At 59.4% G+C, this 13,646-nt stretch carries 9 protein-coding genes; 7 read left to right on the top strand and 2 right to left on the bottom strand.

Annotated elements, in window-relative coordinates:
• Position 1 precedes the first annotated feature (1 nt).
• Positions 2-418, top strand: a complete 417-nt coding sequence (locus BG57_RS17820; protein WP_035966743.1) for a CopD family protein — start codon at positions 2-4, stop codon at positions 416-418.
• On the opposite strand, the gene BG57_RS17815 is transcribed toward BG57_RS17820, so the two are convergent.
• A complete protein-coding gene (locus tag BG57_RS17815) occupies positions 405-2,282 on the bottom strand; it encodes a tetratricopeptide repeat protein (RefSeq protein ID WP_035966740.1) in 1,878 nt (625 codons plus the stop codon). The two genes, BG57_RS17820 and BG57_RS17815, sit on opposite strands and share 14 nt — an antisense overlap.
• An 87-nt stretch (positions 2,283-2,369) precedes the next feature.
• Entirely contained in the window at positions 2,370-3,209 is an 840-nt protein-coding gene (locus BG57_RS17810) for a MurR/RpiR family transcriptional regulator (RefSeq protein WP_035966738.1), read from the bottom strand.
• A gap of 296 nt (positions 3,210-3,505) precedes the next feature.
• Here BG57_RS17810 and edd point away from each other — a divergent pair, with 296 nt between their 5' ends.
• The 6 genes from edd to BG57_RS34325 form a co-directional block, all read left to right on the top strand.
• Entirely contained in the window at positions 3,506-5,458 is a 1,953-nt protein-coding gene (gene edd, locus BG57_RS17805) for a phosphogluconate dehydratase (protein WP_035966736.1), read from the top strand.
• A 78-nt stretch (positions 5,459-5,536) separates the two neighbouring features.
• Positions 5,537-6,169: a bifunctional 4-hydroxy-2-oxoglutarate aldolase/2-dehydro-3-deoxy-phosphogluconate aldolase gene (eda, locus tag BG57_RS17800; protein WP_035966734.1), complete on the top strand. Its 633-nt coding sequence runs from the start codon at positions 5,537-5,539 to the stop codon at positions 6,167-6,169.
• A gap of 512 nt (positions 6,170-6,681) precedes the next feature.
• A complete protein-coding gene (locus BG57_RS17795; protein WP_081850936.1) occupies positions 6,682-7,842 on the top strand; it encodes a DUF2827 domain-containing protein in 1,161 nt (386 codons plus the stop codon).
• Positions 7,839-8,987, top strand: a complete 1,149-nt coding sequence (locus BG57_RS17790; RefSeq protein ID WP_052005879.1) for a DUF2827 domain-containing protein — start codon at positions 7,839-7,841, stop codon at positions 8,985-8,987. Before BG57_RS17795 ends, BG57_RS17790 begins: the two co-directional genes overlap by 4 nt.
• Before the next feature lie 46 nt (positions 8,988-9,033).
• Complete coding sequence (locus tag BG57_RS17785) at positions 9,034-10,161, top strand: DUF2827 domain-containing protein (RefSeq protein ID WP_035966732.1); 1,128 nt, start codon at positions 9,034-9,036, stop codon at positions 10,159-10,161.
• Positions 10,162-10,591: 430 nt separating this feature from the next.
• The coding region (locus BG57_RS34325) for an ESPR-type extended signal peptide-containing protein (RefSeq protein ID WP_420912088.1) at positions 10,592-13,646 on the top strand (3,055 nt) is incomplete at its 3' end.

The following is a 13,646-nucleotide window of genomic DNA, read 5'->3' as shown; positions in this document are numbered from 1 at the left end:
GATGCTCTGGATTAAATCGCTGCACATTGTGCTGATCGCGTCGTGGTTTGCGGGGCTGTTTTATCTGCCGCGCATTTTCGTCAATCTGGCGATGGAAAAAGATCCGGCCGCCACCGCCCGTCTGCTACTCATGGCGAGGAAGCTGTTCCGGTTCATGACGTTCATCGCGGTGCCCGCGCTGGCTTGCGGGCTCTGGCTGTGGCTCGGCGTCGGCATCGGACGAGGGCAAGGCTGGCTGCACGCGAAGCTCGGCATCGTCGTGTTGCTGATCGTCTATCACGCTTATTGCGGGCGTTTGCTGCGGACTTTTCAGCGCGGCGAGAACATGCGCTCCGACAAGTGGTATCGCATGTTCAACGAGCTGCCCGTGCTCGGGCTGCTCGCTGCAACCTTGCTCGTGGTGATCAAGCCATTCTGAGAGACGCGTGTTCGGCCTTTTGCTTGTCGACGAGGTCGAGCACCATCTCCCCGAACACTTCCGGACGTCCTTCGAAGAAGCGCTGAACGATGTTCTTTTCGAGCATGTATTTGCGCAGCGCTTCCCGTTCCTCGCGATTGTTCGCCAGCCTCACTGCGGCGTCGACGTATTCCTCCGCCGTATCCGCGACCAGCCAGCCCGGCATGTAGGCGCGCATGAACATCGCGCCGTCGATGCGCTCGAACACTTCCCGCCCGGTCTTGCAGACGCCCGGCAGCCCGACCGTGAACGCATCCACGATGCCGTTCGTGTTGCCGAACGGGAAGGGGCTCAGGAACATGTCCATGTCGTTGAGATAACCGATGTAGTCCATGTACGGCAAGCTCGCCGTGATTGCTACGCGATTACGAGGAATGATCGATGAGGCCACGCGGCGCAAGTGCATGAGGCTGGCGATGTCGCCGCCGCTCGTCATGAAGTGAAAGACGACCGGGACCTTGCTGCGCTCGAGAATCTGCTTGCACGCAGCGAGAAAGCTAGGCGAGAGCTTCATCAGGCTGCTCGCAATGCCGATATGCACACTGCCCGGCGCTTTGCTCCCTCTCGGCGGTATCGTCCCCAGACGCAGCGAGGGCCGATACGGCTGACCATCTTTCGGAAGCCGCAGCAGCGCTTCGCTGAAGCATGCCGGATCGCCGACATAATCGTCCTCGACGCTCACATAGTCGATGCAGTCGGAATGCGTGGTCGCGGGATGCCCCAAACCGGCAATTTGCAAGGGCGCGAGACGCATGTTCGAGACCGATATCGTCAGCAGCGACATCCCCACGCTCGGCATATAAAGCACGTCCGGGCATTCGTTCTCCGCGAATTCGCGGATCATGGCGAGGCCTTCGGCAAACGACTTGCCATCGGGAATCTCAATGACGCGATCGAAGACTTCGCGCCCGGCTTTCTCGATGGCCGACGGGTAACATATCGCCACGACGTCGAAGCGCGCGCGGGCGGCGAGCAGATTCCGCGAATGAGTGCGCAGAATGGAATGACCATCCGTGAATGCTTCCAGCACCACGAGCATCAATGGGCGGACTCGATTGGCGCGTCGTTCAGCCCCGTGATTCACATCCAAGTCGGTTAGCCCGGCACCGGCGAGAGACGCGCGCGTGAGCTTGTTCACGCTTCGCTTGATTGCATGCCGATGCTCGACTTCGGTATAGGTGCAATTCATGTAGAGATACACCAACGCGCTCACGTCGATATCGCGCAGGTCGTCAACTTCTTCGAGCGTCCGCCCAAGCCAGTCGAGTAGCGCTTCACGTCTGCGGTGCGCTTCAGCACTGCCCGGAAGCAATTCTCCGGCGTTCGCAATGGCGAGATTGAGCGTCGACGCCGGATCCGCACGCATGCAGACGGAATAGTCGATTACGAGGCGCGATTCGGAATTGCACAGAAGGTTGAGCCGCTTGATCGCGTCGGGATAAGGCAGTCGAACGTCGCCGTTCTCGACCGAAGGAAGAAACTTTCGCGCAACATAGTCCGCGTTGTTCAGTGGCGCAGCGCCCAGGAAGTGCTGGATGAAGGGGCGGCAACTCGTCAATTTCGAGAACTGCGCATCCGTCAGTTCGAAATCCGTATTGCCGATCAACGATACGAGCGCGGCCGCCATTCGTCTTGCGAACTGCTCCTGGAGCCACATCTCGTTCGGAGGGGGCCAGACGCCCGAAGTGTCCATGATGCTCCGCAGATCTATGTTCACGTACTTGCGCAAGGGAACACAAAGTTCGCTGAACATTGCGATGGCCTCATCGGCCTTGCCGCCATGCGCGCAAGATTCGAAACGCTCGACGGTAAATGAGCAGTCCATGTGTATTTCTCCTTCCAGGCGTGCCAGGGATTGTCAGTAACTCTGGCGATCGAATGCTCATTCGACGTCGACGCGCCCTGCGCCCGTCTACGCTCTCAATCGCCGCCCTTCCAGCACGTCCTTCGCTTCCGCCAGTTTTTCCGCGAGCGCTGGCCCGCGTGCAAGCGCCAATCCGACCGCCAGGATATCGCCGATCGCGAGATGCGAAACGCGCGATGTCATCGGTGAAAAAATGTCGGTGTCCTCATCGACATTTGCGAATAATCCGACCGTCGCCACACGTGCAAGCGGGGAATTGCCGTGCGTGATCGCGATGACTTTGGCGCCGCCGTTCAGCGCCGACTTGCACGCGTCGAGAATGTCTTTCGTGCGCCCGGTGTTCGATATTGCGACGACGACATCGCCCGCGCCAAGCAGTGCAGCGGACGTGGTGTAGGTATGCGGATCAGAGTATGCGACAGACGGCACGCCCAATCTGAAAAATTTGTGCTGCATGTCGAGCGCGGCGATGCCTGAGCCGCCCGCGCCATAGAACTCGATGCGTCGAGCGTCGGCCAGAATCGCGATTGCGGTCGCGACGCTGTCAGACGACAGACTGTTGCGCACGGCAATCAGCGCGCCGATCGTGCGATCGAGCACCTTGGCCGCAACGCCCGAGGCGGGCTCGTCGGCGCGTACATCGCGATAAACCGTGGGAACATCCGCTGCTACGCTCTGAGCCAGCCGGATCTTGAATTCGCGAAAGCCCGAGAAACCCAGCGCCTGACAGAAACGCGCAATGGTCGGCTGGCTGACGCCGGCGCGCACCGCGAAGTCGGTCATCGACAGGTCGAGCACTTCGCGCGGCGCTTCGAGCACGTAGTCGGCCAGCTTGCGCTCGGATGGCCGCAGTTGTTCGCGCATTGCTTCGACTTGGGACAGCAACATCGGAAATCTCGCCTATGCTGAAAATGCTGAGGACTATAGCTGATGATTCATCGCGTACAAATACTACATGTAAGATGTTCAATCTTAGGGAAATCCCGTAAATCACAGATTATTCAACGCTTATTTCAATGCGGTCAGTGGTGAAAGCATCGTTTTTTGCGGTTGTCGGCATGTAGTTTTTCTACTAACATCGAAGGCCTCGGCAACAGGACACAGCAAAGGCCGGACCGCCGTTCCCCACAACGATCATCCAACCTCGACGGCAAGCGCGCCGGGAGTGAGACGAAGGAGCTTCGATGGTTTCCCCGCATACCCAACTCAAGAAAGTGACCGATCGCATCGTCGAGCGCAGCAAGCCGACGCGAGCCGCGTATCTCGCGCGCATCGACGCGGCGCACGGCAAGTTCCCGGCGCGCGGCGCGCTCTCGTGCGCGAATCTGGCTCACGGTTTTGCCGGTCTCGAAGGCCAGGAGAAAATCGCGATCAAGGCGGTGCGCGAGCCGAACATCGGCATCGTTTCGTCTTATAACGAGATGCTCTCGGCCCACGCTCCCTACAAGAACTTCCCGGACATCATCAAGCAGGCGGCGCGCGAGCACGGCGGCATTGCGCAATTCGCGGGCGGCGTGCCGGCCATGTGCGACGGCATCACGCAAGGCAATGCCGGCATGGAGCTGTCGCTGTTTTCCCGCGAAGTCATCGCGATGAGCACGGCGGTCGCGCTCACGCACAACATGTTCGATGCGGCGCTGTGCCTTGGCATCTGCGACAAGATCGTACCGGGGCTCGCTATCGGCGCGCTGCAGTTCGGTCATCTGCCGACCATCTTCGTACCCGCCGGCCCGATGACCAGCGGCATTACCAATGACGAGAAGGCCAAGGTGCGTCAGGAGTTCGCGACAGGAAAATGCGATCGCGGCACGCTTCTCGAAGCGGAAGCGGCGGCGTACCACGGCCACGGCACGTGCACGTTCTACGGCACGGCCAACAGCAATCAAATGTTGATGGAAGTGATGGGCCTGCATCTGCCGAGTGCGGCGTTCGTGCATCCTCACACGCCTTTGCGCGACGCACTGACCGCCGAGGCCGCGCGCCGCGTGCTGGATATCACGCTGGAGCGCGGCAATTACACGCCGATCGGCCATGTCGTCGATGAAAAGGCGATCGTGAACGGAATCGTTGCGCTGCTTGCAACGGGCGGCTCGACGAACCATACGCTGCACCTCGTGGCGATTGCGCGCGCGGCGGGCATCATCATCGACTGGAACGATTTCGACGAGCTGTCGCAAGTCGTGCCGCTCCTCGCGAAGATCTATCCGAATGGCAAAGCCGACGTGAATCACTTCCATGCGGCAGGTGGCGTCGCATTTCTGGTGCGCAATCTGCTCGAAGGCGGGCTGTTGCATGAAGACGTGCAGACCGTTGCCGGCAAGGGGCTGTCGCATTACACCAAAGAGCCGAAGCTCATCGACGGCAAGCTGCAGTGGGTCGACGGCGCGCCCGAGAGCCACGACACAAAGGTGCTTCGCGGCATCGGCGAGCCGTTCCAGCCGGACGGCGGCCTGCGTTTGATGCAGGGCAAGCTCGGGCGCGGCGTCATCAAGATTTCGGCGGTTGCGCCGGAGCATCGCGTGGTGAAGGCGCCGGCCATCGTCTTCAACTCGCAGGAAGAAGTGCAGGAAGCGTTCGACCGCGGCCAGCTCAAGCGCGATTTCGTCGCCGTCGTGCGCTTTCAAGGCGCGCGCGCCAACGGCATGCCTGAGTTGCATCGTTTGACGCCGCTGCTCGGCGTGTTGCAGGATCAGGGCTTCCACGTTGCGCTGGTGACCGATGGGCGCATGTCGGGCGCGTCGGGCAAGGTGCCGGCCGTCATCCATGTGTCGCCCGAGACGCTCTTGCAAGGACCGCTCGGGAAAGTGCGCACGGGCGACATGCTCGTGATCGATGCGCCCGCCGGCGTGCTGGATATCGAAGTCGACGCTTCAGAATGGGATTCGCGCGAAGTCGAAGCGCCGCTGCATCAGGCCGAGAATGAAGCAGGGTTCGGGCGCGAACTGTTCGGCGTATTCCGAAGCGCGGCGCTGCCGGCGGAAGAGGGCGCATCGGTGTTCGGCGCGCTGATCGGCGCGGCTGCCCCTCACGCCGGGAAGGCGGACGGCGCAGCGTCATCCTCTGCGCGCGGCCCGCTGTCGGACAACGCGAAAGCGGCTGCATCGGCGCTTAATAAGGCGCACGCCACGCATCACTGATCATTCTGCCGCTCGAACCTGAGAGAAACCCGCGGATCGCCGCCGTTGGCGCCGCATAAAAACGAGGAGTCGCATCACATGAAAACGGTAAGCGAAATCGTGCGTCTGGGACCGGTGATTCCGGTGCTCGCATTTGAATCGGTCGAGCAGGGCGAACAGGTGTCGCGCGCGCTGCATGCGGGCGGCGTCAAGGTGCTGGAAATCACGCTGCGCACGCAGGCTGGCATCGCCGCTATCGAACGCGCGAGTCAACTGGCGGACGATATCGTCGTCGGCGTGGGCACGATCACCAAGCCTGAGCATTGCGCGCAGGCAAAGAAGGCGGGCGCGCAGTTCGGCGTATCGCCGGGTCTGACAAAGGACATGCACAAGGCCGCGCAGGACGCGGGCTTGCCGCTCCTGCCTGGCGTGATGACGCCGAGCGACATCATCACCGCGATGGAACTGGGTTACGAGATCGTCAAGTTCTTCCCGGCGCAACAAGCGGGCGGCATTCCGATGCTGCAAGCGTTCTACGGCCCGTTCCCGAATCTCAAATTCTGTCCGACCGGCGGAATCACGGCCGAGACTGCGACCAACTTCCTGGCACAGCCGAACGTGGTCTGCGTTGGTGGATCGTGGCTGACGCCGAAGGCCGCGCTCGCTGCGCAGAACTGGGAAGAGGTCACGCGCCTGGCGCGCGCGGCAAGCGAACTCGCGCCGCAACACTAAGCGTTTTCTCCTGAAGGCGCGCGAGACTGCAAGAGCGGTTTCGCGCGCCTTTTTTGTTTCGGTCCGGCCTTCCGTGCCCGGCCATCTGGCATCTGCCATCTGCCGACCTATCGCGCGCACCTGCTGATCTAGCGCGAGCCAACTCCCTATCCGCAATACGATTTGTTCATTTTGTGAATCAGAAAAATCCGATTTTTGAAATGAACTCGACTAGGACGCTTATCGATTTTTGAGCATCGCATAAGACGACTCTCATTAATCCCGGATTTACTGGGAATCCCGGCGCTTTTTATATATATTCCGGTTCAGAAGTTCTTCTATTGTTAATTGCGGAAGCAAGTCAATACGGAAGTCTCGGCGTTCTCCTACCGTTCTTCCCCAATTCCGCACCTATAGCTCTATTCCCACTGCAGGCGCTGTCCGACGTTGCATCGTGCCGCCCGTAGTGATCGCAGTTGTCGCTGAACCTCTTTTTCAAAAAGCGCAATTTCGTATTTTTAGGATGTCATTCAATGACCATTCGAGTCGGGATTTCCGTCGTCACGCATCAAGGCCAAAACATCTGGCAAAACGGCCTGGGCCAGAACGTGATCTTTCTTGCGGAGGCGCTGCAGAAGCTTCCATTCGTCGAAAGCGTTGCACTGATCGACGTCGGTGACCAGAACGCGTTGCCGCCGCAAGTGGACGCGGCTTCGAAAGGCCTGCGCATTATGCGCATCCCGGACGCGACCGATAACGTCGACGTCATTTTCGAAATGGGCGGCGCGCTGGATACGCAATGGCTCGACCTGATGCGTGCACGCGGCAAGAAGGTCGCGTATTACTGCTGCGGTCAGCCGTATGTTGGCCTGACCGAGTCTGCAGTCTTCGACAAGCCGGTGCACGTCATGCGCCCGGACCGTTACGACGAAGTCTGGCTTATGTCGAAAGATCGCCTCTCCATCCCGATGATGCGCACCCTGCATCGCTGCCCGGTTCATCTGATTCCGTTCATCTGGCATCCGCAGTTTCTCGAGAAGCGCATCGCGGAAGTGGAAGAGCACAACTTGCGTTTCGGCTACGAGCGCCGCTCGGGCCAGCCGGATCAGCCGGCCATTCAGCCGCAAGGTTTCCGCGTTTCGATCTACGAGCCGAATATTTCGGTGGTGAAAACGTCGAGCATTCCGATGCTCGTGTGCGAGGAAGCCTATCGCGCAGATCCGTCGAGCGTCTCCGCCATGCACGTGCTCAACACGATGCACATGAAGGACCATCCGACCCTCACGTACATGGCCAACTCGCTGAACATCGTGAAGGACTCGAAGGCGACGTTCCACGGCCGCAACGACATCGCCGGCTTCATGGCGCAGTACTCGGACGCCGTGGTGTCGCACCAGTGGGGCAACGATCAGAACTATCTGTATCTGGACGTGCTGTATGGCGGCTATCCGCTCATTCACAACTCGCCGTGGCTAAAGGATGCCGGTTACTACTATCCCGGCTTCGATGCGCAAGAGGGCGGCCGCCAGTTGCTGCGCGCGTTCCGTGAGCACGACGCTTCGCTCGATGACTATCGCGCGCGCGCGCAGCGCGTAATCGATGCGGTCGATCCGTTCAATCAAGTGAACCTCAACGCTTTCGCGGACCGATTGATCAACCTCTGTCATGGAACCGAGCTCAAAGTAGGCGTATGAACATGCAAAGCACATCCCGCATGCCGGAGCGGATCAACATCGGCGTTTCCATCTTCATCCGCAAGGGCGAGCAATCGCTCTGGGAAAACGGAATCTTCCAGAACTGCTTGTACTTGGTGATGCTGCTCATGCGCTCGCCGCGCGTGAAGTCGACGTACCTCGTTACGGGCGGCGGCGACGGCGGTCCCGAAGACGCCAAGCGTTTTCTCTCGGATTCCCCGGTGCCGCTCATCGACATGGAAACGGCCATGTCGAAGCTCGACGTGATGATCGAGATGAGCGCGCAACTGGGCCGCGAATGGTCGGTGAAGTTCCGCGAGCGGGGCGGCAAGATCATTACGATGCGCGTCGGCAATGACTACGTCATCGATATCGAGCGCATGGTGTTCAACCTTCAGCACGCAATGCTCATTACGGGCTCGCCGTATGACGAGGTCTGGACGCTGCCGGAATACGAAGTCAGCTGCAAGCCGTATTTCGAGACGCTGTTCCGTGCGCCGGTCAAGCTCATGCCGCACCTGTGGAGTCCGGTCGTGCTCGAGCGGGAAGCCGCGAAGCTGCAGGGTGTCAAGTTCGGGTATCAGCCGGGGCGCCGCCGCTGGCGCGTGGGCATCTTCGAGCCGAACGTCTGCATGGTGAAGACGAGTTATATCCCGATGCTCGCGTGCGAAGCGGCGCATCGCGAAAATCCGGACATGCTGGAACGCGTGTGGGCCTACAACACGTTCAAGCTGAAGGATCACCCCGCGTTCGCTGGATTCGCACAAAGCCTCGATTACGTGAAGCACGGCCTCGGCAACTTCGAGGGCCGTTTCCCGTTCGCTCATATCGTGCCGCATTCGGTCGATGCGGTCGTGAGCCACCAGTGGGAAAACCCGCAGAACTACGTCTATTACGAAGCGCTTCACGGCGGGTATCCGCTGATTCACAACTCGCATCTGATCGGCGATTGCGGCTATCGCTATCACGACTTTGATTGTGAAGAAGGCGGGCGCGCATTGCTTCGCGCGTTCGCGGAGCACGACGCGAATTTCGAGAGCTATCGCGCGACGGCAAGGAAATTCCTCCACACGCTCGATCCCGAGAATGAGGACAACGTCCGGGCTTACACGGAAGCGATCGAAGCGGTGTACGCGCGGGCATAAGCCCCTGGTCAAACGGATGCGCCGCAAGGCAATGGAGTAACCAGTAATGAAGAAGTTGCGAATTGGCATCACCATCGGTCTGTTTCACGAGGCCGAAACATTGTGGAACAACGGCATCAAGCAGAACGCCGTGTTTCTGGCGGAAGCGCTCAAGAACTGCCCGAACGTCAAAAGCGTCGTGCTCGTCAATACGACACACGTTGCGATCACGAAACAACTGCCGTGGGATCTTGAACGCTGGCCGACGGTGACATTCGACACCGCGAAGGACAACGTCGATGTGCTGATCGAACTCGGTGGCCAGATCGATGCGAACGCCACCGAGTACCTCAAGCGGCGCGGCGCGCGGCTGATCTCGTACTGCTGCGGCTTCGAATACGTTCACGCGATGGAGTCGATCCTGTTCAACAGGCCGACCTTCGGCGATAACCTGTTCGTGAATCAGCGTTACGACGACATCTGGATGATTCCGCAGGTCGCGAACATCAGCGCGCCGTATTTCGAAGTGTTGCGACGGCAGACCGCGCAGGTGGTGCCGTTCATATGGAGCCCGATGTTCCTGAACGTGCGTACGGCCGCCTTGCCGAATTCAGGCGAGTATCAGGCGAAGTCGGGGCCGCGTCGCTTGAGCGTGATGGAGCCGAACATCAATGTCGTGAAGTTCTGCTTCTATCCGGCGCTTATTGCGGAACTTGCTTACCGCGAACGTCCGAATGACATCGAACTGCTTCAGGTGACCAACGCGCAGTCCATTGCAACAAATTGCAAAGAATTTATCGCGTTGATGAATCAGCTCGATATCGTGCGCAATCATAAGGCTGTCTTCCTGGGCCGCTTTGAAACGCCGGGGTATCTGGCGCATCACACGGATATCGTCGTATCGCACCAGTGGGAAAACCCGCTGAACTATTTCTACCTGGAAGTGTGCTGGCAGGGCTACCCGCTGGTGCACAACGCGACGTTGTGCACGGACCTTGGCTACTACTATCAGGCCAATGACGTGCGCGAGGGCGCGCGACGGGTGATCGAAGCAATCGATCATCACGACTCGCAGCTCACGGAATATCGCGATAAACAACGGGCGGCGATAGCGCGCTATTTGCCGGACAACGCGGAACTCGTCAGTGGCTACACAGCACTGCTCGACGCGTTAACCAAAAAGCCGTTGCGGTAAGCCTTCGGTTCAGCATCTTCCCTTTGAAGTTCTACAGGCGGCATGTCTGATCTAGCGATCAGCCATATCGCCTTTTCGCGTTCACGTCTGCGTCCCAGTACCTAAGAGATTCGTTGGTAATCGGCAAGAGTCTGCGCTTATGGCGTCGACGTCTTGCGCTTTAGATTGCGCCTTTATAAAGCCATTATCTTGAGATAAGTCTTAACGATTTGCGCTGCATTGCTTGTTTGTCGTGGTGATATTTGGTCAATCAGAAAGCTCCGAAATTTAGTCTGAGTCTAAATTTCGTGCGTTTTCGGTCTGGTTTCAAAGAATTTAGGACATGTCCGCTTCAACGGAGATGTGCTCCTGAATATTCTGTGCCGTGGTCAAGGGTGTTTCCTTTCTCGTTTTATAAAAGACGCTCGTTTTTTTGTGGGTCATTCGGTTTATGAATAAGTCATACCGCAGTATTTGGAATGAAAAAGTAGGGACGTTTGTCGCAGTCGCCGAGACTGCGATGGCGCGTGGCAAGCGGAATTCTGACGGCGCGGTATGCGACGCGGAAACCGGTCAGCAAGCCGTCGGTGCGGTAAGTCGGCGTAAAGATGGCCCCAAGAGCGCCATGCTCGCGGTAGCCGGTGTTGGCGCATCAGTTGCCATGTTGTTTGGCGCTCCTAGCGCCTGGGCGCAGTCCATGACGGCGTGTACCAACGGGACTGGTAGTGGGCTTGGCACTCCCAGTTGTGGTTCGAGTTTCGGTTTCACGAATTTTTCGGGCGTCTTTCTCACTGGGAGCTTCGCGGGTACCTACGTATCATCGGTAGGCGCCGATGGAAACATTGGAATGGTTGCTCAGACTGCGCTCAATTTCAATGCGCCAACCATCCAATTCAGCAACGTCGCGCTTAGCAACGTGGGGAACGGGAATATCGCGGGTGCCAGCCTGGACGCAGTGAACGGCGGTCAGTTGTATAGCTTCTCCGTGTCGCTCTCCGGCTCCATCAGTACGGTGTCGCAGTCGATGTCCTCGAGCTTCTCCACGATGGCCTCGAAAGTCGATTCCATGTCCACTTCGGTGCTCAATGCATCGTCGAGCATGTCCACCGCGGTTATCACGCTGTCCACGGGGTTGAGCTCGCTGTCGACCAGCGCGTCGACTGCCATTAACTCGATGTCGACCACCTGGGTCAGCCTTTCGACGACCACTTCGACGACCGTCAACTCGATGTCGAGTTCTGTCACGTCGATGTCGACCACGGTGAATTCGCTGTCGACCACGGTCAGCACCGCAACCAGCAAGGTGACCAGTCTTTCGACGGGTCTCAATTCGCTGTCGATTTCGGCGTCCACGGGGATCACGTCGCTGTCGTCGTCCGTTTCGACGGGAATCAATTCGCTCTCCACTGGGCTGAGCACGGCGAACAGTGCGGTTAGCAGCCTGTCGATCGGCCTTAGCACCACGGCGAATACGGTCACCAGTCTTTCCACGACCGTCAGCACCACCACCAGCGCGGTGACCAGTCTTTCGAGCGCCGTCAGCACCACGAACGACAGCGTGCTCAGTCTCTCGACGGGGCTGAGCACCGCCAACAGTTCGGTAAGCAGTGTCTCCACCGGCCTCAGTTCGGCCGCCAGTTCGGTAACGAGTCTCTCGACCGGTTTGAGCACCGCCAACAGTGCGGTCAACTCGCTTTCGTCCGGGCTGAGCACGACGAACAGCACGGTGAGCTCGCTGTCGACGGGCTTGTCGACAACCAACAGCACTGTCAGTTCGTTGTCCACTGGCCTGAGCACGGCAAACAGCAAGGCCGACAGCCTGTCGACCGGTCTGTCCACGACTAACAGCGCGGTAAGTTCGCTGTCGACTGGCCTTAGCACGACCAACAGCGTGGTGAGCTCGCTGTCCACCGGACTGAGCACGACGAACAGCACTGTCAGTAGCCTCTCGACTGGTCTGGTGTCGCTGTCTACGTCGACGTTGACCGGCATCAATTCGCTGTCGACGGGTCTGAGCACGGCTAACAGCGGCATCACCAGCGTGTCTACTGGCCTGTCCACGACTAACAGCAACGTCACATCGCTTTCCAGTGCGGTGAGCACGCTGTCGACGGGCCTCTCCACGACCAACAGCACGGTCGCGGTGCTGTCATCCGGTTTGAGCACCACGAACAATACGGTCGGCAGCTTGTCGACGGTGCTAAGTGACGCGGTGATGTACACGGATTCGTCGCATTCGACGGTCAGGCTGGGTCGCGCAGCCGGTCCGGCGGTGAAACTGACGAACGTGGCGGATGGCACCGACCCGCTGGATGCGGTGAACTTCGGCCAGTTGACCTCGCTGTCGACTGCGACGTCCTCGGGCTTCAACTCTCTGTCGACGGCCATCTCGGCTTCGAATGGCAACTTCGACTCGCTGTCCTCCAGCATCACGTCGCTGTCGGCGGGCGTGAATTCGCTGTCGACCTCGAGTTCCACGGCGGTCAATTCGCTGTCGACGGGCGTGAACTCGCTGTCGACAGGTGTGAACTCGCTGTCGACGGGCGTGAATTCGTTGTCCACGGGCGTCAATTCGCTGTCGACTTCGACTTCGACGGCAATTAACTCGTTGTCGACGGGCGTTAACTCGCTCTCCACGGGTGTGAGTTCGCTGTCGACGGGTCTGAACTCGCTTTCGACCTCGACTTCTACGGCGATCACCTCGTTGTCGACGGGCGTCGATTCGGTCTCGACGAGCGTGGTCTCGCTGTCGACCTCGACCTCCACGGCGATTACGTCGCTGTCCACGGGTGTCAACTCGCTCTCCACGGGTGTGAGCTCGCTGTCCACTGGCTTGAATTCGCTGTCGACCTCGACTTCTACGGCGGTCAATTCGTTGTCGACGGGCATCGATTCGGTCTCGACGGGCGTGAACTCCCTGTCGACGTCGACCTCCACGGCGATCAATTCGTTGTCCACCGGCGTCAATTCGCTTTCGACGGGTGTTACCTCGCTGTCGACCTCGACTTCCACGGCGATCAATTCGTTGTCGACGGGCGTGACCTCGTTGTCGACCTCGACTTCGACGGGCATCAACTCACTGTCTACGGGTGTCACCTCGCTGTCCACGGGCGTGAGCTCGCTGTCGACCTCGACCTCCACGGCGATCAACTCGCTGTCGACGGGCGTGAACTCGCTGTCGACAGGCGTGAATTCGCTGTCGACCTCGACCTCGACCGCGATCGATTCGCTGTCGACGGGTGTCAACTCGCTGTCGACCGGCGTGAACTCGCTGTCGACCTCGACCTCCACGGCGATCAACTCGCTGTCGACGGGTGTCAATTCGCTTTCCACGGGTGTCAGCTCGCTGTCCACGGGCGTGAATTCGCTGTCGACCTCGACCTCGACCGCAGTCAATTCGCTGTCGACGGGCATCGACTCGCTGTCGACGGGCGTGAACTCGCTGTCGACCTCGATCTCCACGGCGATCAATTCGCTGTCCACGGGCGTCGATTCGGTCTCGACGA

Source organism: Caballeronia grimmiae, assembly GCF_000698555.1.
GTDB lineage: Bacteria > Pseudomonadota > Gammaproteobacteria > Burkholderiales > Burkholderiaceae > Caballeronia > Caballeronia grimmiae.
The sequence above is the reverse complement of the archived record's forward strand: the minus strand, read 5'-3'. Positions and strand labels throughout refer to the sequence as shown.

Bases quoted from the DNA above. Each gene is read 5' to 3' on its own strand.
- BG57_RS17820 (WP_035966743.1), top strand. From the start codon at position 2: ATGCTCTGGATTAAATCGCTGCACATTGTGCTGATCGCGTCGTGGTTT.
- BG57_RS17815 (WP_035966740.1), bottom strand. From the start codon at position 2,282: ATGGACTGCTCATTTACCGTCGAGCGTTTCGAATCTTGCGCGCATGGC.
- BG57_RS17810 (WP_035966738.1), bottom strand. From the start codon at position 3,209: ATGTTGCTGTCCCAAGTCGAAGCAATGCGCGAACAACTGCGGCCATCC.
- edd (WP_035966736.1), top strand. From the start codon at position 3,506: ATGGTTTCCCCGCATACCCAACTCAAGAAAGTGACCGATCGCATCGTC.
- eda (WP_035966734.1), top strand. From the start codon at position 5,537: ATGAAAACGGTAAGCGAAATCGTGCGTCTGGGACCGGTGATTCCGGTG.
- BG57_RS17795 (WP_081850936.1), top strand. From the start codon at position 6,682: ATGACCATTCGAGTCGGGATTTCCGTCGTCACGCATCAAGGCCAAAAC.
- BG57_RS17790 (WP_052005879.1), top strand. From the start codon at position 7,839: ATGAACATGCAAAGCACATCCCGCATGCCGGAGCGGATCAACATCGGC.
- BG57_RS17785 (WP_035966732.1), top strand. From the start codon at position 9,034: ATGAAGAAGTTGCGAATTGGCATCACCATCGGTCTGTTTCACGAGGCC.